The organism is Gordonia sp. CPCC 205515, assembly GCF_048537925.1.
Taxonomy (GTDB): Bacteria; Actinomycetota; Actinomycetes; order Mycobacteriales; family Mycobacteriaceae; genus Gordonia.
In genome coordinates this window covers 65,786-86,708 of sequence record NZ_JBCLVJ010000006.1, presented here as the reverse complement: position 1 = coordinate 86,708, position 20,923 = coordinate 65,786, and the positions used below count along the sequence as shown (strand labels likewise).

Sequence of the window (20,923 nt, the reverse complement as noted above, 5' to 3'; positions counted from 1 at the left end):
TCCGTCAAGTGCTGATTCCGCGGGCGTTTCGGTGGAGCACTAGTCAGTGATGAGCACTTTCAACGCCTTTCGGTCGGCCATGGCCTGATATCCGTCGGCGATGTCGTCGAGGGCGAGTGTGCTGTCGAATACCTTGCCTGGTTCAACCGTACCGTCGAGGATGGCGGGCATCAGGTCTTCGATGTAGTTGCGTGCAGGTGCGACGCCGCCGGTGAAGGTGATGTTGCGCAGGAACACACCGAAACCGGCTTGTGCTTCGGTGTATTGGGGTGCGCCGACGCGGCTGACGACACCCCCGTCGCGGACGACGTCGAAGGCGGTGTCGACGGCGGGGGAGAGTCCGACGCATTCGAGGACGGCGTGGGTGCCGTCGCCGCCGGTGAGTTCGCGGACTCGTTGCACCCCTTCGTCGCCGCGTTCGGCGACGATGTCGGTGGCGCCGAACGCGCGGCCGAGATCCGTGCGGGCCCGGTGCCGCCCCATCAGAATGATCTGCTCGGCACCAAGCTGTTTCGCAGCCAACACCGCGGACAGGCCGACAGCGCCGTCGCCGATCACCGTGACCGTCTGTCCCGCAGTCACTCCCGCACTGACCGCACAGTGGTGACCGGTGCAGTACACGTCGGACAGGGTCAGCAGCGACGCCAGCAACGCGGAGTCCTCGGCCACGGGAAGTTTCACCAGGGTGCCGTCGGCCTGTGGCACGCGGACGGCTTCGGCCTGACATCCGGTGACATCACCGGCATTCCACGATCCGCCGTGCCGACACGACGTCTGCAGGCCTTCCGCGCAGAAGTCGCAGGTATTGTCCGACCAGGTGAACGGGCTGACGACGAGGTCTCCCTTCTTCAGTCCGGTCACGTCTGCGCCGATGTCTTCGACCACTCCGAGGAATTCGTGCCCGATCGTATTCGGTGCGCTGTCGGCCGGTTTCGAGCCGTAGGGCCACAGGTCGCTGCCGCAGATACAACTGCGGACCACGCGGACCACGGCGTCGGTGGGGTTCTTGATGGTGGCGTCGGGGATGTTCTCGACGCGGATGTCGCCTGCGGCGTAGATCATGGTTGCTTTCATGGGTTTCTCCTCACTAGTTGGTCGGTGGTCATCGGGAGGATGGCGAGGCCGGCGGGCAGTGACCCATCATGGCCAGACCGACGGGCGGTATATGGCAGCGGTGTCAGCGATCGGCCGCGCCAATAGTTGTTGCGAGATGCCGCAGACGCCGTCGCTGTATACGGTAGAAGCCGGCCCGCCACGACACCCAATGTCGAGCAGGATCATGAAGTAGCTGATCATGATGGTCGCCAGGATTGCGGCGGTTGTGGCGGTCGGCGCTGGGCTTCATGGGGGTGGTCTTCATGGTGACCAGTTCACTCCTTGATCCGCGCGTATGGGAGTGCCGCTTGTTCCAGGTAACGCCAGTACCTCCCACGACCAGCGTCGTCGCCTTACCGTGAATGTCATGAGTACGCCAGCCGACCATCGTGCCGAAGTCCGGGAGTTCCTCACGTCTCGACGTGCGCGGATCACCCCGGACCAGGCAGGTCTGCCGGCCTACGGCGGTGCCAAGCGTCGGGTGGCGGGGCTGCGCCGGGAAGAGGTCGCCTTGTTGGCCGGGGTGAGCATCGACTATTACGTGCGGATGGAACGCGGCAACCTGGCCGGTGCCTCCGACGCCGTGCTCGACGGTGTCGCCTCGGCGCTGCAACTCGATGAGGCCGAGCGAGCCCACCTCTACGACCTGGCGCGGGCCGCGCAGCAGCGTCCGGTGCGTCACCGTAGCCGTAGCGTCGGTGTCACCCCAGGTGTGCAGCAGTTGCTCGATGCGATCACCGATGCACCCGCCTGGGTGCGCAATGCGCGACACGACATGCTCGCCGCCAACACCATGGCTCGCGCGCTGTATGCGCCGTTGCTTGCCAGTGATCCCACCAGGTGTCCGAACACTGCTCGTTTCGTCTACCTCGATCCGGCGTCCAAGGACTTCTTCGTGGACTGGGAGCGCGGTGCCGACGACATCGCCGCGATGCTGCGGTCCGAGGCCGGGCGCAACCCTCATGACAAGAAGCTCATCGAACTGATCGGCGAGTTGTCCACGCAGAGTGAGATTTTCCGGACCCGGTGGGCGGCACACAACGTCCGATTCCATCGGACCGGGAAGAAGAAGCTGCATCATCCGGCGGTGGGGCTACTCGAACTTGATTACGAGGCAGTGGAATTCCCGGCACACCCCGAGTTGACGATGTTGGCGTACACCGCGGCTTCGGGCACTCCGGCTGCTGATGGACTGAAGCTGTTGGCGAGCTGGGCGGCCACTGCCGAGGATGCGGGGGAGTTGGCGAAGCTGGTTTGGTAGGTATCGGTGGCGAGAACTGCCGGCAGCTGGCATCGTGGTTGACATCGATTGACGCGATTTGGAGATGCGTCATGCGTACGACGGTCACCCTGGACGACGATCTATTGGCCAAGGCGGCCGAGCTGACCGGAATTCACGGACGGGCAGCCTTGATTCGCGAAGGACTGCAGGCGCTGATACGCATTGAAAGTGCGCGTCGCCTTGCTGCGCTCGGTGGCACCGATCCGACGGCCGCGGCGGCTCCGCGTCGCCGATCGTCGGGCGGATGATCCTGGTTGATACGTCGATCTGGATCTGCACACCAAGAGTGAGCGGTTGAGCGCGCTGCTCGGCGACGGCGAGATCGGTTGTCACCCATTGGTTGTCGAAGAAATCGCAATGGGGTCGATGGCCCAACGCGATGTGGTGATCGACTTACTCGTCAACTTGGTGCCGTTTCCGATGCTGTCCCATGACGAGTTGTTACACCTCGTCGAGACTCGACAACTTTGGGGCCGTGGATTGAGCCCAGTGGACGCCGGACTGCTCGGATCGGTGCTTCTCGTCGATGGTGCGGTGCTGTGGACTCGAGACAAGCGGCTGATGGCAGAATGCGGGGCTGCCGGAGTGGACACCATCTCGGAATGACTATCTCGGCCATCCGCGCGCATCCGGCCGCTGCCGATGGAGCTTGCGCCGCTGCACTCGGCGAATGGTTGGCTGCGGGATCGGTTGTCGCGGAGGTGCTCCCGCCGCCTGCATTCAACGCAGGCGATGCACGTGCCCGCGAATAGTGGTGCAGCGTATGTTCCTTGCATTGGGTGAGGATAGTGCGGTGCGGAGAGAGCAACCGAGCAGGACGAGATCCGCGGGTGCCCCGACGACGACTTGCCGCGGCTCACCGCCGGGATCGTCGAGTGGAGCCAGATACCTGTTCAACGCGGTCGGCGGCGACATGGATTCGTTTGTCCCGATCGCGATGCCGGTGGCGGATTGCCGGGTGATCGCGGCCGCGATGACCGCCCATGGGTCGAGCGGTCCGTAGGGCGCATCGCTCGACAGAGCAATAGGCACAGAACGGTCCACAAGGGACTGGCACCTGTAGAGGTGAGGGAGGTCCTCGGCATCGACACGATCGAGATAGTCATCGCCGCGGTCGGCGATGAAACCGGGCTGGGTGACGATCGTCAGTTGACGGTCCGCGAGTTCGCTGATGAGCTCGTCGGGGATCACCGCGCCATGCTCGATCCGGTCCCCGGTGACGGTGCCGGCGTCGTCGAACGCCGCCAGTAGCAGGACGAGTGCTACGCGGCTGACGCAGTGGACGGCGACGGGACGACCGTGGTCGTGGGCGTGGCGGATTGTCTGGGTCAGTGAATCGAGTTCGGGTAGAGCGGAATCGGCGATGACGATCTTGTACGGGCCGGTGGTGACGGTCGGGCCGGTGGTCTCCTGGCCGATCGGAACGCCCAGCAGGTGCACTCGTTGGGGCAGGATCCCCGTTTCGTGTGCCTCGATGATCGCGGATTGTGTTCGGGCGTCGAGATCGGGGGTGGCGTCAGTGACTCCGGTGATTCCGTAGCGCGTGAGCTCTGCGGCGACCGCATCCAGTGGCGGTGGTCCGTTGTCCGGCAATCGGTCTCGTAGCCACGAGTCCGCACGCCACACACGTCCGGTGGGGTGACCGTGATCGTCGCGTTCCACGCCCGGATGATCAGCCTGCTCCAATCCGACGGCCGCGGCAGCCGCGGAGTTGAGAAACCATACGGCGCCGCTACGGTGCTGGATACGCACCGGGCGAGTTGCCTCGAAACGATCCAGTGCGACGGAGTCGAGAAGACTCGCCACCGTTTCGACGTATCCGACACCACGAATCCAGCTGTCGCCCGGAGCGTTACGCAATACGGCGGCCAAGGCGTCGGGAGACGTGACCGCCGGTGGTCCGCACCGCACCGACGCCATCGCCGCTGCCGTCGCATGGAGATGGATGTGGTGATCGTGCAGCCCGGGTAACAGAGCGCCGCCGTGCCCATCGATCACCTCGTGGTCGTGGGGATCGAGGCGGTCGGCGATATGACTGATCCGCCCGTCGGCAATCGCGACATCGCGGCGAACCCCGGACACCTCAACATTGCGGAGCAGGAGGTGTGTCATCGAATACCGAACCCGCGCAGGACGGCCCCGGTACCCTCGCCGGACTCGGGGGCCGTACCGTGTGCCGTCCGCGGGGTGGGTGGGGCGAGACCGATGTCCATTGTTGTGCCGCTGCGGGATTCGTCGTCGATGAGTGTTGCGGCGACGACACCGGCCATCGACACATCCCAGAGCACGCCAGCCGAACGCGCATGCTCGGCTTCCGACATCACCAACGCCGCTGCCGCAAGGCCGGTGAGTGGATCCGCGATGGCGTCGCCGACGAACATCGGGCCCGCCGGATCGGTGGCCACCAGTCCGGCACAGGCCGCGACGTCGTCGCCGAATCCGATGCGCTGCGAGTCCCGTCCACGCGCGGTGATCGAGACCCACGTGCCACCGGACTCGACGAATTCCTCTGCATCCAAGCCGAATCCGCGCAGTGCGCGTGGCCGAGACGCTTCGATGACGACATCGGCCGCCGACACCAGCGCGGCCAACGCGCGGCGGTCGTCGTCGAGGTTCGGGTTGAGCATCACCGATTCGTGCCCGGCGTGCAGAAGTCGGTAGAAGTCGAGGTTGCCGCGGCGCGCACCGTCGGGGCGCGTTGGGGTTTCGACCTTGATCACCCGGGCGCCGGCCAGACCGAGAAGGTGGGCGCACAACGGTCCGGCCCACAGCGCGCTGAAGTCGACGACGACCAGTCCGGCCACCGAGCGCGGTCGGAGGCCGTCGAAAGACGGGTTCCGGTTCGCTTCTTCTGCGGCTTCACCGACCACCCCCGCTGCGACACCCAGCAACTCGGCGCGTTCGCTGAGGTCGGCTCCGGGGTGCTCGCTGAGCCATCGGGTGACCGCAGGCCAGGGATCGTCGTCGATCGCGGTCTCGATCATCGCGCCCAGCAGGGACGGATCGTCCGGCCGGGCGCACGACACCGCTGCCCATCCATCCGCGGTGGGCAGCAACCGGCACGATCCACCCACCGAGCGGGCGCCGGATCGCCGATGCCCGGTGAACGCGGCGCGCTCCGCAAGTAGCTGGGCGCCGTCGAGATCGACGGTTCCGTTGCTGGCGTTGGCAATCCATGTCGAATGTGCTCGCGCGGTGGTCGCGGCGTGACCTGGCGGGACCACCGGCGGTCTGTCGGGTCGCCCGGTGAGCGGCACGATCCCGCTCTCGGTCCAATCCCGAACGCGGTCGGCGGTGGAAACTCTTGGCACGGTCTGATCCTACCGATCGATGAGCGTTTGACAGGATGGTCAGATGACGACGTCGTATCCGGTTATCAGCGTCGCGGAACTCGCCGAGAGTCCGGCGGTCTCGCCGCTGCTCGATGCGACTGCCGGCCTGGTCGAGCCAGTGGTGATCGTGGATCTCGACGACGCCGACCCGGAGTTAGCGCAGCGGGCAGCGGAGCGGGTTGCGGATCTGGATCGGGTCCTCGTCGGCCGGGCACATCAACAGGTCGACGACGGACTGTATTCGTTGACGTCGGCGCTGGATCTCACCTACGTTGCCGTTGATTCGCCTCCACATCGCAGCCTCGTGGGTGTCGTCGACGTTGACGCGGCGGTGGAGAGCTTCGTCGACGTGGCCGATCGCTTGCCGCAGTCGACTCTGGTTGCGGCACAGGTGGTTCGTGCGTCGGAATCGCTGACCGTTCCGGCGGCGGTCGATGTCGAGTCGTTCGGGTACTCCACCTTGCAGGGCGGTGATGAGTACCGTCGCTGGCTGGAGGAGCGACAGGCGAAGTCGCGCGAGCCGCGTCGACAGGAGTTCGCCGACGACCCCGTTCTCATCGAGCGCGTCGACGACATCCTGCGGCTCACCCTGAACCGCCCGACACGACGCAACGCCTACAGCGCCGAGATCCGTGATGCGCTCGTCGATGCGCTACGTATCCCGCTGCTGGACAGCTCGATTCAGCGGATTGTGCTCGACGGAGCCGGACCGTCGTTCTGTGCGGGTGGAGACCTCGACGAGTTCGGGCACATGCCCGATGCCGTGACCGCGCACTTCATCCGCACTCGCGGTGGCGCGGCCCGACTGATGGGGAGGCTGGCGGATCGGATCGAGGTGCGGCTCCACGGTCATTGCGTGGGTGCCGGGATCGAGATCCCCGCGTTCGCCGGTCGGGTGGTGGCTGAGCCCGACACGGTCATTCGACTTCCCGAGGTGTCGATGGGGTTGATCCCCGGTGCCGGTGGCACCGTCAGTGTGCCCCGACGCATCGGCCGGTGGCGGGCACTGCATCTGTTCGTTACCGGCGCTCCGCTGAACGCGGAGCAGGCGTTGGCGTGGGGGTTGGTGGACGAGGTGGGGTGATCTCGATGCGGCGCCTCGCTTCGCTCGGTGCCTTACTCGATCCGCGGAGGGAGTCGCCAATCCCGCTGGTCCTATCCGCTGATCGAGTAGCGAGGAGCGATAGCGACGAGCGTATCGAGATCATGCGCGCGTCGGCCTCGATGCGCTCGCTCGCTGGCGCTCGCGGGCTTACTCGACCAACGGAGGGTGCGACCAACGGAGGGGGCGACCAGGGGATAGGGTTTGCTACTCGACCAGCGAGGGGGCGTGCTTGTTGGCGTAGCGCTCGGCCCATTCCTTCCGCGAGCGGATCGACACGTCGACGTCTGTCGATGCGCGGCGTAGGGCCCCGACGTTGATCTCCTCACGTTTGTGGGTGTCCAACGGATTCCAGTTGAAGAATCGGGCAGAGTTCTGCCAGGAGATCTGGTCGATGTCGGAGTCGTCGGCGCCCGCGGCGTTGAGTTCGGCGAGCATCTTCTCCGGCGCGTCGGGCCAGAAGCAGTCCGAGTGCGGGTAGTCGCATTCCCAGGCGATGATGTCGATGCCGATCTCGTGACGCATTTTCAGCGCGGTGGGGTCGGTGACGTAGCAGGCGAGTGAGTGCTCGCGGAACACCTCGCTGGGCAGCCGGCCGCCGAAGTCGCGGCGCAGCCACTTCTGGTTGGTGTAGTGACGGTCGCTGCGGTCGAGATAGAAAGGTATCCAACCGATTCCGCCTTCGGAGAAGGCGAACTTGAGATCCGGGTAGGTGCGCATCGCCGGACCCCACAGGAGATCTTGGCAGGCGAGTGCCGAAATCTGGCTGGCGAGCACCATCAGACTGTCGATGGTCGAGTCCTTGGCCAGATTGAGTGCGGCGAAGCCGGTACCGATGTGTAGGCACATCACCAAGCCGGTTTCCGACAGGGTCTCGAACACCGGACCCCAATAGTCCAGGTTGTGGTAGCTCGGCAGGCCCTCCAGATGGGGAAGCTCCGGCATAGTCACCGCGCGACATCCCTTGGCGGCCACGCGTCGGATCTCGGCGCACATCGCCTCGACGTTCCACGTCGGCAAGAGCGCCAGCGGGATGAAGCGGTCGGGATATGCGCCGGCCCACTCGTCGATGTGCCAGTCGTTGTACGCCGACACCATGACCAGCGTGATGTCACTCTGGTGCTGATTCAGGTGGCGTGCGGAGAACCCGGCGAACGTGGGGAAACACATCGAGGCCCAGATACCGTTGCGGCTCATATCCCGAACCCGCTCGTGCACGTCGTACACACCGGGCCGCATCTCGGCGAAGCCTGCGGGGTCACGGCCCCACTCCTCGGCCGGCCACGACACCACGGCGTTCAGTCCGCTGACACCGGCCTGTTTGCCCATGTACATCCACTGATCGACACCCTTGTCGTCGGTCACCACCACCGGCGCCTGGTCACGGTACTTGTCCGGCACATGTCGCAGGAACATGTCCGGGGGTTCGACGACATGGTCGTCGATGCTGAGTAGTACGAGGTCATCGAGGTGCATGGTCATCTCCTTGATCGTGGGGCTGATTGCGCGGTTGTGGGTCGACGTCGCGTCACCCGTTGGGCGCCAGGGTGATCCAAATGGACTGGGCGGCGACGTCACCGAGCACCACATCGGTGTTGCTGCCTTCCGGCACCACCGACATCGTTCCGGCGAACGGTCGGGTCACACCGATGGTGACCCGACGATCGAGTGTCAGGCCGACGTTGTGGAAGTACTCGAGCATGGCCGGATCGGAGTCGTCGATGCGGGCAACGGTGCCCACGACGCCGGTGGCGCATTCGGCGAGTGGCGTGAGCGTCAGCCTGGGGAGCGTGCCGTCGGCGGCGGGTATCGGGTCGCCGTGCGGGTCTCGGGTGGGGTGGCCGAGCCGCTGATCGATGCGATCGATGAACCGGTCGGAGGCGGCGAGCGCCAGAACGTCGGCGTCGTCGTGCACCTCATGCCAGCCGTAGCCGAGTTCGCGTACCAAGAACGTCTCGAGCAACCGCAGGCGTCGGATGATCCGGATGGTGGCGTCGATGCCCGTGTGGGTGAGACGGATTGCGCCGTAGCGCGGATGTGTCACCAGGTCCTTGTCGACCAGCTTGCGCAGCGCGGTCGACACCGTGGATGCGGCAACCCCCAGTTCGTCGGCCAGTGACGTGGTGGTGACCTTGCCGTCGTTTCGTTCGCCGACAACCCAGATCGCCCGGAGATACGCACACGACGTGTCCGTCAGGTCGGCGAGTGGATCGAGCGGCGTCACCAGCGCCATGTCCTTGGCGGTCATGAGATGAGCGTAACACTCGTATCCGATGTTGAGAATCATGTTCTCAGCGAGAGTGCCACGAAGCGTGCAGGTCAGTGGCCTCACTCTCGGTCTGTGCTGGGACGATGGTCCGAGAGAGAGGTGAGAATGGTATTGGCATTCTCCAAAATCGGAAGTAACGTATTCGCTGATGGACTACACGACTGAAACCGCATCGGGCATCCCCCTCGAGACCTCCTACGGTCCCGAGGAGCGGGCCACCCCACCGAATCCGGGCGAGTACCCGTTCACCCGAGGCAACTTCCCGAACGGCTACCGCGGACGGACCTGGACGTTCCGGCAATACTCGGGATTCGGCACCGCCGAGGAATCGAATCGCCGCTACCGCTACCTCCTCGACCAAGGCGGCACGGGACTCTCGGTCGCACTCGACCTGCCCACCCAGTGCGGCTACGACTCCGACGACCCCGAGGTCGGCGAAGAGGTCGGCCGGGTTGGCTGCGCGGTCGACACCCTCGCCGACGCCGAGGTGCTCTTCGACGGCATCCCGCTCGACAAGATCAGCACCAGCTTCACCATCAACGGCACCGCCGCGATCTTGCTGGCGTTCTACGTCGCCGCCGCCGAGCGCAAAGGCGTGCCGCGGGAGAAGCTGACCGGCACCATCCAGAACGACATCCTCAAGGAGTACGCCTCCCGCGGGACGTGGATCTGGCCACCGGAACCCTCGTTGCGCCTGATCGCCGACACCATCGAGTTCTGTGCCGCCGAGGTGCCGCGGTTCAACGCGATCTCGGTGGCGGGTGCGCACTTTCGTGACGCGGGCGCAAATGCGGTGCAGGAGATGGCCTTCACCCTCGCCGATGGTGTGACCTACTGCGACACAGTGGTGGAACGCGGCCGGATGACGATTGACCAGTTCGCACCCCAGATCTCGTTCTTCTTCTACACCCATGGCGACTTCTTCGAGGAGATCGCCAAATACCGTGCCGGACGACGTCGTTGGGCGACGATCGTCCGGGACCGCTACGGCGCCACCACGGACAAGGCCTCGATGTTCCGTTTCGGCTGTGTGGCCGGCGGTGCATCACTCTATGCGCCGCAAGCGCAGAACAACCTGGTGCGTGTCGCCTATGAGGCGATGGCCTCGGTCCTGGGTGGGGTGCAGTCGATGTTCACCGCGGCCTGGGACGAACCGTTCGCGCTCCCCAGCGAGGAGTCCGCGACGCTCGCACTGCGCACGCAACAGATCCTGGCCCACGAGACCGGGGTGACGCGGGTGGTCGACCCGCTCGGCGGCTCCTACTTCGTCGAGGCGCTCACCGACGCGACCGAGGAACGGATCATCGAGATCATGGCCGACCTGGAAGCGCACGGCGGCATGGTGCATGCGATCGAGGACGGGTATCTACAGGGACTCATCGCCGATGAGGCGTACCGCATCCATCAGGAGGTCGAACGCGGTGATCGTCCGGTCGTCGGTGTGAATCGCTTTGTCTCCAACGAGGAACCACCGGAGATCGCCACCTACGAACTGGACGCCGAGGGGCGCGACCTGCAACTCAAACGACTGGCAAAGGTCAAGGCCGACAGGGATTCCGGGGAGGTGTCGCGAACCCTGGCGGCATTGAAGCGGTCAGCAGAAGGAGACGACAATCTGATGCACGCGCTGATCGATTGCGCCAACGCGTATTGCACTGTGGGCGAGATGGTCTCGTCTCTGAAGTCGGTGTGGGGCGAATTCTCCCAGCCGGTGGTGTTCTGATGGCCGCGCGCGTTCTGGTCGCCAAGCCTGGCCTCGACGGCCACGACCGCGGCGCCAAGATCGTCGCCCGCACCCTACGGGACGCCGGATTCGAGGTGATCTACACCGGCATCCGTCAGCGGATCGAGGACATCGTGTCCATTGCGCTGCATGAGGATGTCGCTGTCGTCGGACTGAGCATCCTGTCCGGCGCACATGTCGCGCTGACCACCCGCACCGTCGAAGCGCTGCGGGCCGCCGACGCCGGCGACATCGCCGTCGTCGTCGGCGGCACGATCCCGCAGGGGGACGTCAAGAAGCTGCTCGACGCCGGTGCCGCCGCGGTGTTCCCGACCGGAACCCCGCTGGAAGAACTCGTCACCGGCGTGCGAGCCCTGACGACATCCCCAGCCTGAGCGAGAACGGATTTCGGAGACGCTATGAGAATCGGTGTGATGATCGGCCCCGAGCGTGGGGATTCGGCACGCAAGGTCGATCGAATGATGAAGGACATCGAGTGGGCCGAGTCGGCCGGCATGGACACCGCGTGGATTCCGCAGGTGCCCACGGACTTCGACGCGCTGATCACCGTCGCGCTGATGGGGGCCCGCACCACGCGCATCGAATTGGGCACCGCGGTGGTGCCGCTGCAGGCGCAACATCCGATTGCGTTGGCACGCCAGGCATTGTCGGCGCACGCGGCGTCCAACGGGCGTCTTGCACTTGGCCTTGGGCCGTCGCATCACTGGATCGTGCAGGATATGCTCGGTATCCCTTACGAGCGGCCCGCCGGATTCACCCGCGACTATCTCGACGTCCTCGACCAGGCGCTGCACGGACCCGGTCCGGTCGATGTCGAGAACCGGTCCTTCACCGTCCACAATCCGCTCGAACTCGGTCCGGTGGCACCGATGCCGGTGTTCCTGGCTGCGCTCGGTCCGGTCATGCTCAACCTCGCCGGGGAACGCGCCGACGGCACGATCCTGTGGATGGCCGACGAACGCGCCATCGAAAGCCACGTCGTCCCACGGATCACCAAGGCCGCCGACAATGCCGGTCGTCCGGCGCCACGAGTGATCGCCGGCATCCCTGTCTGTTTGTGCCGGCCGTCGGAGGTCGACGAGGCCCGGTCCCGCGCGAATCGCATTCTCGCCGAGGCGGAATACTCGCCCAACTATCAGCGTCTGCTCGACCAGGGCGAAGCCCGCGACGTCGGCGACCTGTGCGCTGCCGGCGATGAGGAGGCGATCCTCGCCCGGTTCCGGCAGTTCGCCGACGCCGGGGTGACCGACCTGTCGATGCGGCTGCTGCCGATCGGCGACACCCGCGACGAGCTCATCGCCTCGAAGTACCGCACCCGTGAGGTGATCGCCGAACTCGCGAAAGAACTCCGGTGACCGACGGCCCACTGGCCGGCATCCGCGTCCTCGAGGTCGGCACGATGCTGGCCGGGCCCTATGCGACGATGACGCTGGCCGACCTCGGCGCCGAGGTGATCAAGATCGAACCCGCCACCGGCGAGATCTCGCGTCAGGTCAGCGACAGCTACTTTCAGAGTCTGAATCGCGGAAAGCGCAGTGTCTGTCTGGATCTCAACTCCGAGGACGGGCAGCGGAAACTCGGCGAGTTGGTTTCTGGTGCCCACGCGTTGCTGGTCAATCTCAAACCCTCGGCCATTCACCGGCTCGGCCTCACCTATGAGAACCTGCACCGGTTCAACGAACAGATCGTGTGCGTGGCGATTACCGGCTACGGGCTGCACGGCGGCGACGACCCGGCGTTCGACTACGTCATCCAGGCGGCCACCGGGGTCGCGGCGCTGACCGGTGATCCGTCCGGTCCGCCGACCCTGCCTGGCTACTCATCGGCCGACAACTCCACCGGATTGACTGCGGCACTGGGACTTCTGGCGATGATTGTCGGTGGACGCGGCGGTCAGGTCGATGTCTCACTGCGCGACGTGATGCTCTCGCAACTCAATTATCACGCCGCGACGTATCTCAACACCGGTGTCGAGCCCGTCCGGCGGCCCGGTGGTGCGCACGCGTATTACGTTCCAGCACAGATGTTCCCGACAGCCGACGGACACCTCGCCATCTTCATCACCCACGACTCATTCTGGCGGGCGTTCGCCGGTGAGGCGAGTATCGACAGCTTCGCCACCATGGCGGAGCGTGCCGCGCACCGTGACGAGGTCCTCGGGCTGGTGACCGCGGCGCTCGCCACGGACTCAGCGGCCAACTGGGAGAAACGTCTCAAACCGCTCGGCATTCCGGTTGCCGCGGTGCGCACGATGCCCGAAGCCCTCGAGGAGACGCCGTCGGCGATCGTCGAATCCGGTGACTTCCGGACCGTGCGGTGTCCGATCGGGATCGATGGGTACACACCGGATTACCGGTCCGCGCCGGCTCTTGGGGAGATGTCCTAGGAGTGGCCTCAATGCGCTCGGCTCCTTCGTCGCCGGGCTCACTCGACCAGCGGTGGGGGCGATCGATCTCCCACCCGCTGGTGAGGAGCGCTAGCGACGATCGTATCGAGATCACAGTCGTGAGTGGCCTCGACTTCGACAAGCTCAGCCCGGCGGATGCGCTCGGCTCCTTCGTCGCCGGGCTCACTCGACCAGCGGGGATGGTGCGCTGCGGCTCAACGCTCGACGGTGAGCTCCAGGAACCGCATGGCCGGTGGGGGATCGAGCTGCATCGAATCCGACATGGCGAACTCGCCGTTGCGGGCCGCGGTGAACAGCCGTTTGGCGACGAGTTGGAGATCGTCCCCCTCGATGTCGTAGATCGACACATAAGGCCCTTGTCCGTCCAACGGTCGTAGCCGCCGCGCGGAGATGTATCCCTCGAGCGACAACACCTCGGGGATATGGACCTCCTCGTACCAGGTGTTGAACTCGTCGGCACGGTCGGCCGAACTCGGGTGGCTCTCGACCAGCAGAACGCCTCGGGACATGGGTGATCCTCCTTGTAGTGGTGGGGTTTTCGTACTCAGGCCTCGTAGTCGACGACGGTGACGTCGGTGTCGGGCACCGCCTGGCAGGTCAAGGTATAGCCGTCCTCGATCTCGTCGTCCTCGAGCGCGTCGTTGACGCGCATGGTGGCGGTACCTTCGTCGAGGTGCGCGATGCAGGTGGCGCAATTGCCGGCCTCGCAGGAGAACGGCGGGGTGAGACCGCCTCGCCGGGCGGCCTCGAGCAGAGTCTCGTTCGGTTGGCGTGGGACCGTGACCTTCTTGCGGCCCAACTTGATCGTGATGCTGCCGCCGGTCGCGGGCGCCTCGTCGGATGGTGGCGCCGGGGCGTCGAGAGTCTCCGCGTCGGCGTCGGGAAACGGTGTGGCCGTGCCGAACCGCTCGACAAAGACCTGGCCTCCGGTGGGCACCACGGATTCGATGAGATCCATGAACGGAGCCGGACCACAGATGTAGCTGTCGGCGTGGGTGTCGTCGCCGATGAAATCGTGAACGACGGATGCGGTGAGGAATCCGTTGTCTTCGTCGAAGCTCCGCACGACGCGGAACCGATCGGGATAGCGGGTCTCGAGGTCGGCCATCTCGCGGCCGAAGATGACTGCCGACCGATCGCGATCGGCGCACAGTAGGCGGACCGGGCGATCGGTGGTGGCCAAGGCGCTCTTGGCCAGCGACAACACCGGCGTGATGCCGCTGCCGCCGGCGAATCCCAGGAGCGGGGCAGTGCTCTCCTGGAGGCAGAAAGTTCCGGCGGCTCTGGTGATTTCGACGGTGTCGCCGTCGGAGACATGGTCGAGCAGCCAGTTGGACACACGCCCGCCGACTACTCGTTTGATCGTCGTGGTGATCTCGTCGTCGGTCTCCGGGGCGCTCGACATGGAGTACGACCGGTAGAGCACCTCCCCGTCGACGGTGACCCGGAAGGTGCAGAACTGGCCGGCCCGGTAGGACAGGGCGCCTGACTCGGGTGCGATCACGAACGTGTGGGCGTCGTCGGTCTCCTTGATGACCCGAGTCACGGTCGCACGCTGGAACAGCGGGGCTCTGGCCACGATTGATCCTTTCGGAAGTCGCGCCGACACCTCTGTCGGCATTGCAATTCTGTCTATTGGAGAACTATATTCTCATCATTGCCTGCTTCTCAAGGGGCCATGTGTTCGAAGCCGAGTCAGAGAGTGAGGTGTCAGGGTGACCGAGCGGGTGATCCTCGAGTTCGAGGACCGGCGGTACACGCGCGCCGATCTCGACACCGCGGCTGCGGGGCTTGCGCAGGCACTGGCCGGACGAGGCGTTTCTTCGGGGTCGCGGGTCGCACTGATGTCGGGTAACCGGCCGGAGTTCGTGATCGCGGTCCTCGCAATCTGGCGGCTGGGCGCGGCCGCAGTGCTGATCAGCCCGGCGTGGCGGACCCAGGAGGTCACGCACGCCCTCGGCGTCTCCGAGGCAACTCATGCGGTGGGGGACAACCCTGTGTTGGCGGATCTGATGTCGATGGTGCACCTCGACGATCCGTTGGCAGCGGTGCCCGCCGGAACCGCTCCTGCGCTCGATCCGGAGGCCGAGGCCGTCCTCGTCTTCAGTTCGGGTACGACGGGTCTGCCGAAGGCGGTGCGGCACAGTCACGGGTCGTTCGCAGCCGCCGTGCGACATTGGCGCGAAGTGCTCGATCTCAGCGAACGGGACCGCATCCAGGTGGTCACTCCGCCCGCACATATTCTCGGTCTGCTCAACATCGTCACCGCCCTCGATGTCGGCGCCTGGGTGCGACTGGATGCCCGTTTCGATCTCGAACGAATGCTGACTCGCATCGGGCAGGACGGCATCACCATCGAGATGGCTGTCGCTCCCATCGCTTTGGCGATCGCTTCCCATCCGACGCTGGAATCGTTCGACCTGTCGCCGCTGCGGTACATCATGTGGGGGGCCACGCCGGTGACACCCAGCGTCGCCGAAACCGTCACTCGCCGCACCGGGATCGGCTGGTTGCCGGCCTATGGTGCCAGCGAGGTCCCGGTGATCGCCTGCAACCCGATCGGCGACGCGCGACTCGATTCGGTCGGCAAGGCGGCACCCGGAGTGGGCATCCGCGTCGTCGACCTGCAGACCGGGAAACCGCTGGCTCCCGGCGAGGTCGGCGAAATCCAAGTGCGCTCAACATCACTCATGCTCGGTTACCTACCCGAGGAATCGAATGCCGAAGCGTTCGACGACGGGTGGTATCGCACCGGCGATGTCGGATCGGTCGACGCCGATGGCTGGGTGCGGCTCACTGATCGATCCAAAGAGATGATCAAGGTGCGCGGATTCCAGGTGGCACCGGCCGAGATCGAGGCGGTGCTGCACGGTCATCCGGCGGTTGCGGACTGTGCCGTGTTCGGCATCCCGGACGAACGCGACGGAGAACGCATCGTCGCCGCGGTGGCGCTATCGGTCCCGGTCGACGACGCCGAACTGATCAACTTTGTGGGCGACCTACTGGCCTCGTACAAACGCCCCCGCGACGTCCTCGTCGTCGACGAAATCCCGCGATTGCCTTCGGGAAAGGTCTTACGGAGAGTGTTGAAGGAGAACTATGGATGCACGGCTGACCAGTGAACAGGCGCAACTGCGTGATGCCGCCGCGAAGATGGCCGCCGACCTCGGCCCCGGCTCGGTGGCCGACCTCGGAGATGATGCGCGGCGGACCCGACTGGAGGCGAGCGTGGCCCGCACCGGCTGGCGGACACTCCGCTCGGATGGGGCATCCGGCGTCGAAGTCGCCCTTGTGGCGGAGGAATTCGGGCGCGGACTGATCGACGTGCCGTTCCTGGGACCGGTGCTGGCCGATGACCTGTTGCGGCACACCGATACCGAAGTGCAGGCCACATTGGCGGTCGCCGGGCGGGCGTTCGATGCTGGCGGCTACGCACACGCCGCCGCACTCGACGGGCAACAGATCCTGCTCGGCGACACCGACCGTGACGCAGACTCGGCGGATCTGACACGCAAGGCGAAGCACGTCGACGACCGGTTCGGCTCCGTGGGTTCGATATCGGCGGACGCGGCGCAACGCTGGACGGCGCTGGCTGTGGTGGCGACCACCGCGGACCTGCTGGGCGCGGCGTACGGTGCCCAGACCCTGGCATGTGAGTACGCCAAGATCCGCGAACAATACGGCAAGACGATCGGGTCGTATCAAGCCATCGGCCACCTCCTGGCGGAAAGCCTTGCGCTGCTGGAGGGATCGACCAGCATCCTGCGCCACGCAGCCTGGGCCGTCGACGAATTGACCCCCGACGCAGCGCTGCACGCCGCACGGATGGCCAAACTCTACGCGGCACGCGCTGCTCTCACGGTGTGTGAGAACGCGATCCAGGTACACGGTGGTATCGGCAACACGTGGGAATGCCTCGCGCACGTCTATCTGCGTCGAGTCCTGGTGTCCACCGAAACATTTGCCGTGAGTGTGAAGGAGATCAGCAGTGGACTATCGTGATTCACCCGACGAAGCAGCCTTCCGGCACCGGCTCCGTGACTGGCTCGGTGAGCACGCCGGCGAGTTCCCCACCTCCGGAGACGAATACTGGGCGCGGCAAGGCGAATGGCATCAAGCGCTGTATCAAGCAGGGTTCTTCGGTCTGTCGTGGCCGGCCGAGTTCGGCGGACACGATCTGCCGCCGGTCTATGACGTGATCCTCGACGAGGAACTCACGATCGCCGGCGCACCACCACGGCCCAGCCTTGGCTATCTTTTGCACGGGCTCGGACGACACGCGAGTAGCGAACTGCAGCAACGTTTTCTGCCCGGCATGATCAACGGCACCGAGCGCTGGTGCCAGGGCTTCTCCGAACCGGGTGCCGGCTCCGACCTCGCCTCTCTGCGAACGACGGCCACCCGCGAGGGCGACGACTACGTCATCAATGGGCACAAGATCTGGACGAGCTACTCCGACGTCGCCGACTGGTGTCTGCTGCTGGCCCGCACCGACCGAGATGCCCCCCGCCACCGGGGGATCTCCGCATTCATCATCTCCATGCACCAAGACGGCGTCGAACAACGACCGCTGAAAATGATCAGCGGCATCACCACCGAATTCGGGCAGGTGGTGTTCGACGGCGCGCGGGTGCCGGCCGACCAGATGATCGGCGCGCCCGGCGACGGTTGGGCGCTGGCGATGACCGTCGTCGGGCATGAACGTGAGCCGTCCACCCTCGGCTACGTCGCTCGATATGGCAAGCTGGTGCGACAACTCGCCGCCCGCTCCGACGGGAACTCCGACGAGATCACCTGGGCTGCAGTCGAAACAGAGATGCTCCGCCTCCACGTACGACGACGACTGTCCGAACAACTCGACGGGGTCACGCACACCTCTGAAGGGTCCCTCGACAAACTGCTGATGACCTGGGTCGACCAGGCCGTCGGACACGCCGCGCTGTCGGTCGGCGGCACCACCGACCCCGACCTGCTCGGCTCGTACCTCTACAGCCGAGCCCAGAGTGTCATGGGGGGAACGTCACAGATCCAGAAGAACATCGTCGCATCGCGCCTACTCGGACTAGGAGTCTGACATGTACGGAATGCCCAGCGAAATCGAGGTCACCGCAGAAGGACCGTTGCGGATCATCACCCTCAATCGTCCGGATGCCCTCAACGCGGTCAACGACGCGCTGCACTCTGGACTCGCGCAACTGTGGACCCAGCTCAGCGACGACCATGAAGTCAGGGCTGCCGTGCTCACCGGCCGTGGCAAGGCGTTCTCGGCCGGTGGCGACTTCGGCTATCTGAAAGAGCTCGGCGACGATGCAACGCTGCGTGCCAAAACAATCCGCCATGGCCGCGAGCTGGTGCTGGGGATGGCGCGGTGTCGGGTCCCGGTCATCGCCGCCGTCAACGGTCCGGCCGTCGGCTTGGGCTGCAGCCTCGTGGCGCTGAGCGACATGGTGTACATGAATCCGGCTGCGTACCTGGCGGATCCGCATGTGCAGGTGGGGCTGGTCGCCGCCGACGGCGGCCCCCTGACCTGGCCGCTGCAAATCAGCCTGCTACAGGCCAAGGAGTTCGCGCTCACCGGAACACGCATCTCGGCCGAACGCGCGGTGTCCCTGGGACTGGCCAACCACATCGCCGACGACCCGCTCACCGAGGCCATCGCCTGCGCGAAGAAGATGATGGAGCTTCCCCAGTTGGCGGTGGAATCCACCAAGCGCATGCTCAACATTCACCTCGAACGGGCAGTGCTGGCCAGCCTCGACTATGCGAACATGGCCGAGGACTTGACCTTTCAGACCGACGATTTCCGCGCAACAATCGCCCGACTGACCGCGCCGAAGGGATAGCACCGCCGCCCCACCCCCGCTGGTCGAGCCAACCTACCCCCGCCGGTCGAGCCAAACCCGCCCCCGCCGGTCGAGCCAAACCCGCCCCGCTGGTCGAGCCGTACCCGCCCCCGCTGGTCGAGCCGTGAGGAGCGTTAGCGACGAGCGTGTCGAGGCCTTTGGCGAGATGATTTCGGGACTGTGGTTCGGGTCACGGGGGTTTCGACACGGGCCTGCGCTATCGCTCCGGTCCGGCTCAACCGGCGGTGGGGGCGCTCCGGTCCGGCTCAACCGGCGAGATTGGCTCAACCAGTGGCTGCCGCCACCAACTCCTCCGACCGCGCGACAGTACCGGTGATACCGTCGGCGCGTTGTGCAGCAAGCATTGCCGCGGCACGGCCCATGGTCTCTGGTGGTTCGACCATCTCCGGTGGAATGTGTTGGCCACCGCCGGCGGCGCGCCAGCCCTCGGTGAGCACCACCCGCGACGGGCTCAGGCAGTTGACCGCGATGTTGTCGTCGCGCAGGTCGGATGCCAGCCCCAGATAGAGCCGTTCGACGGCAGCCTTGGATATCCAGTAGGCGTTGGCGCCGCGGTCGACCATGCCCACTCCGGTGGTAGTGACCGCGATCAGCGATCCGCCGCCGCGGGCGCGTAGGTGCGGTATTGCCGCCTGCGTCACGAGGAATGTGCCGGTGAGGTTCACGTCGAGGCAGAGTTGCCACCGTTTGGCCGGGGTCGTCTCGATCGGCCCGAGCCACAGGACGCCGGCATTGGCCACCAGGATGTCGAGACCACCGAACTCAGCCACCGTCGCATCGACCGCCGCGGTCACCGACTGCCCGTCGGTCACATCGCAGGCCACCGGTATCGCGCGCCCACCTTCGTCGACGATCTGTTGCGCTACTTCGTGAATGGTTCCGGGTACCCGTGACTGCGTCTCGGTTCGCGCTGCCACCGCGACGGTGGCGCCCGCCGAGGCGAGCGCGGTGGCGATGGCAGCGCCGATCCCGCGACTCGCTCCGGCGACGAACGCCACCTGCCCGTCGAGTGGCCCGCTCACTTCGGCGGGAAGCGAAGTGCCCCGTCCAGACGGATCACCTCGCCGTTGAGATAGTCGTTGCTGCAGATGTGTTCGACGAGCGCCGCGTACTCAGGTGACTGTCCCATCCGGCGAGGCCACGGCACCTGCTTGCCCCAGTACTCCTCGAGTTGGTCGGCGTGCTTTCCGTACGCGGGGGTGTTGAACGTGCCCGGTGCGATCGTGACCACGCGAATCCCCAACGGCGACAGGTCGCGTGCGGCCACCAGTGTCATGCCGACGACACCGCCCTTGGCCGCCGAGTAGGGAAGCTGCCCGATCTGCCCTTCGTAGGCGGCGATCGACGCGGTGTTCACGATGACGCCCCGCCCGGAATCGGTTGCCTCCTGGCGTGCGATGGCCGCTGCCGACAATCGCATCACGTTGAACACCCCGGTCAGATAGACATCGATGGTGGTCTTGAAACCCTCGAGATCCAATGGGCTGCCGTCTTTTCCGACGAGCCGTCCCCCGGATGCGGGTCCGCCGTGGGTGTCGACCGAGATGCGCAGCGGACCCTTCTCTTCGGCCTCGGCGATCGCCGCGTTGACGTCGTCGGTCTGCGTCGCGTCGGTACGCACGTACCGAACTCCGAGTTCGGCCTCGAGTTCTTTGCCCTTCTCGTCGGCGAGATCGGCCACGACGACGTGGGCGCCGGCCGCATGCAGGCGCCGAACCGTCGCCTCGCCGAGTCCGCCCGCGCCGCCGACCACCACTGCAGAGCTACCTGCGATGTCCATTCCTGCTCCTCCTTGCAAGTCATGCTCTCGGTCTGAGAGAATAATGTT

General features: G+C 65.6%; 21 protein-coding genes and 1 pseudogene. 12 read left to right on the top strand and 10 right to left on the bottom strand.

The window, feature by feature from the left end; all coding sequences use genetic code 11:
- Positions 1-39 precede the first annotated feature (39 nt).
- Positions 40-1,074, bottom strand: coding sequence for a zinc-binding dehydrogenase (locus tag AAFP30_RS09030; RefSeq protein WP_419229555.1), 1,035 nt, complete (start codon positions 1,072-1,074; stop codon positions 40-42).
- A 103-nt stretch (positions 1,075-1,177) separates the two neighbouring features.
- Positions 1,178-1,360: a hypothetical protein gene (locus AAFP30_RS09025; RefSeq protein WP_419229554.1), complete on the bottom strand. Its 183-nt coding sequence runs from the start codon at positions 1,358-1,360 to the stop codon at positions 1,178-1,180.
- Between the two features lie 102 nt (positions 1,361-1,462).
- On the opposite strand from AAFP30_RS09025, the gene AAFP30_RS09020 reads away from it, so the two are divergent.
- From AAFP30_RS09020 to AAFP30_RS09010, 3 genes and pseudogenes are all read left to right on the top strand, one after another.
- Positions 1,463-2,356 (top strand): helix-turn-helix transcriptional regulator, encoded by an 894-nt coding sequence (locus AAFP30_RS09020; protein WP_419229553.1) that lies wholly within the window; start codon positions 1,463-1,465, stop codon positions 2,354-2,356.
- A 71-nt stretch (positions 2,357-2,427) separates the two neighbouring features.
- Entirely contained in the window at positions 2,428-2,625 is a 198-nt protein-coding gene (locus AAFP30_RS09015; protein ID WP_419229552.1) for a type II toxin-antitoxin system VapB family antitoxin, read from the top strand.
- Positions 2,622-2,983 (top strand): annotated as a pseudogene (locus AAFP30_RS09010) (type II toxin-antitoxin system VapC family toxin). Before AAFP30_RS09015 ends, AAFP30_RS09010 begins: the two are co-directional and overlap by 4 nt.
- Positions 2,984-3,097: 114 nt before the next feature.
- On the opposite strand, the gene AAFP30_RS09005 reads toward AAFP30_RS09010, so the two are convergent.
- Together AAFP30_RS09005 and AAFP30_RS09000 are read right to left on the bottom strand one after the other, a co-directional pair.
- A complete protein-coding gene (locus AAFP30_RS09005; RefSeq protein ID WP_419229551.1) occupies positions 3,098-4,489 on the bottom strand; it encodes an amidohydrolase family protein in 1,392 nt (463 codons plus the stop codon).
- Positions 4,486-5,688: a CoA transferase gene (locus tag AAFP30_RS09000; RefSeq protein WP_419229550.1), complete on the bottom strand. Its 1,203-nt coding sequence runs from the start codon at positions 5,686-5,688 to the stop codon at positions 4,486-4,488. Before AAFP30_RS09000 ends, AAFP30_RS09005 begins: the two co-directional genes overlap by 4 nt.
- A gap of 43 nt (positions 5,689-5,731) precedes the next feature.
- On the opposite strand from AAFP30_RS09000, the gene AAFP30_RS08995 reads away from it, so the two are divergent.
- Positions 5,732-6,793: an enoyl-CoA hydratase/isomerase family protein gene (locus AAFP30_RS08995; protein ID WP_419229549.1), complete on the top strand. Its 1,062-nt coding sequence runs from the start codon at positions 5,732-5,734 to the stop codon at positions 6,791-6,793.
- Between the two features lie 225 nt (positions 6,794-7,018).
- Here AAFP30_RS08995 and AAFP30_RS08990 read toward each other — a convergent pair whose 3' ends face one another.
- Both AAFP30_RS08990 and AAFP30_RS08985 read right to left on the bottom strand, forming a co-directional pair.
- Complete coding sequence (locus AAFP30_RS08990; protein ID WP_419229579.1) at positions 7,019-8,287, bottom strand: amidohydrolase family protein; 1,269 nt, start codon at positions 8,285-8,287, stop codon at positions 7,019-7,021.
- Between the two features lie 52 nt (positions 8,288-8,339).
- Positions 8,340-9,059 carry a metal-dependent transcriptional regulator gene (locus AAFP30_RS08985; protein WP_419229548.1) on the bottom strand — a complete coding sequence of 240 codons (720 nt, stop codon included), beginning with the start codon at positions 9,057-9,059 and terminating at the stop codon, positions 8,340-8,342.
- 169 nt (positions 9,060-9,228) lie between these two features.
- Here AAFP30_RS08985 and AAFP30_RS08980 point away from each other — a divergent pair, with 169 nt between their 5' ends.
- Genes AAFP30_RS08980 through AAFP30_RS08965 form a run of 4 tightly spaced genes read left to right on the top strand, consistent with a single transcriptional unit; the run spans position 9,229 to position 13,210 of the window.
- Complete coding sequence (locus tag AAFP30_RS08980) at positions 9,229-10,803, top strand: methylmalonyl-CoA mutase family protein (RefSeq protein ID WP_419229547.1); 1,575 nt, start codon at positions 9,229-9,231, stop codon at positions 10,801-10,803.
- Positions 10,803-11,198: a cobalamin B12-binding domain-containing protein gene (locus AAFP30_RS08975; protein WP_419229546.1), complete on the top strand. Its 396-nt coding sequence runs from the start codon at positions 10,803-10,805 to the stop codon at positions 11,196-11,198. Before AAFP30_RS08980 ends, AAFP30_RS08975 begins: the two co-directional genes overlap by 1 nt.
- A 24-nt stretch (positions 11,199-11,222) precedes the next feature.
- Positions 11,223-12,179 carry an LLM class F420-dependent oxidoreductase gene (locus tag AAFP30_RS08970; RefSeq protein ID WP_419229545.1) on the top strand — a complete coding sequence of 319 codons (957 nt, stop codon included), beginning with the start codon at positions 11,223-11,225 and terminating at the stop codon, positions 12,177-12,179.
- 44 nt (positions 12,180-12,223) lie between these two features.
- On the top strand, positions 12,224-13,210 hold the full coding sequence (locus tag AAFP30_RS08965) for a CaiB/BaiF CoA transferase family protein (RefSeq protein ID WP_419229578.1): 987 nt from the start codon (positions 12,224-12,226) through the stop codon (positions 13,208-13,210).
- A 215-nt stretch (positions 13,211-13,425) separates the two neighbouring features.
- Here AAFP30_RS08965 and AAFP30_RS08960 read toward each other — a convergent pair whose 3' ends face one another.
- Both AAFP30_RS08960 and AAFP30_RS08955 read right to left on the bottom strand, forming a co-directional pair.
- Entirely contained in the window at positions 13,426-13,740 is a 315-nt protein-coding gene (locus tag AAFP30_RS08960; protein WP_419229544.1) for a hypothetical protein, read from the bottom strand.
- 35 nt (positions 13,741-13,775) lie between these two features.
- A complete protein-coding gene (locus AAFP30_RS08955; protein WP_419229543.1) occupies positions 13,776-14,810 on the bottom strand; it encodes a 2Fe-2S iron-sulfur cluster-binding protein in 1,035 nt (344 codons plus the stop codon).
- A gap of 136 nt (positions 14,811-14,946) precedes the next feature.
- On the opposite strand from AAFP30_RS08955, the gene AAFP30_RS08950 reads away from it, so the two are divergent.
- The 4 genes from AAFP30_RS08950 to AAFP30_RS08935 are packed head-to-tail and all read left to right on the top strand — an operon-like array spanning position 14,947 to position 19,074.
- Positions 14,947-16,353: a class I adenylate-forming enzyme family protein gene (locus tag AAFP30_RS08950; RefSeq protein ID WP_419229542.1), complete on the top strand. Its 1,407-nt coding sequence runs from the start codon at positions 14,947-14,949 to the stop codon at positions 16,351-16,353.
- On the top strand, positions 16,331-17,233 hold the full coding sequence (locus AAFP30_RS08945) for an acyl-CoA dehydrogenase family protein (RefSeq protein WP_419229541.1): 903 nt from the start codon (positions 16,331-16,333) through the stop codon (positions 17,231-17,233). The genes AAFP30_RS08950 and AAFP30_RS08945 overlap by 23 nt, the downstream gene beginning before the upstream one ends.
- Positions 17,220-18,305 carry an acyl-CoA dehydrogenase family protein gene (locus AAFP30_RS08940; RefSeq protein ID WP_419229540.1) on the top strand — a complete coding sequence of 362 codons (1,086 nt, stop codon included), beginning with the start codon at positions 17,220-17,222 and terminating at the stop codon, positions 18,303-18,305. The genes AAFP30_RS08945 and AAFP30_RS08940 overlap by 14 nt, the downstream gene beginning before the upstream one ends.
- Position 18,306: 1 nt before the next feature.
- Positions 18,307-19,074, top strand: coding sequence for an enoyl-CoA hydratase/isomerase family protein (locus AAFP30_RS08935; protein ID WP_419229539.1), 768 nt, complete (start codon positions 18,307-18,309; stop codon positions 19,072-19,074).
- A 284-nt stretch (positions 19,075-19,358) separates the two neighbouring features.
- Here the strand turns inward: AAFP30_RS08935 and AAFP30_RS08930 are convergent, their stop codons facing one another.
- Positions 19,359-20,117, bottom strand: coding sequence for an SDR family NAD(P)-dependent oxidoreductase (locus AAFP30_RS08930; protein WP_419229538.1), 759 nt, complete (start codon positions 20,115-20,117; stop codon positions 19,359-19,361).
- Entirely contained in the window at positions 20,114-20,875 is a 762-nt protein-coding gene (locus AAFP30_RS08925) for an SDR family oxidoreductase (RefSeq protein ID WP_419229537.1), read from the bottom strand. The genes AAFP30_RS08930 and AAFP30_RS08925 overlap by 4 nt, the downstream gene beginning before the upstream one ends.
- Between the last annotated feature and the right edge of the window lie 48 nt (positions 20,876-20,923).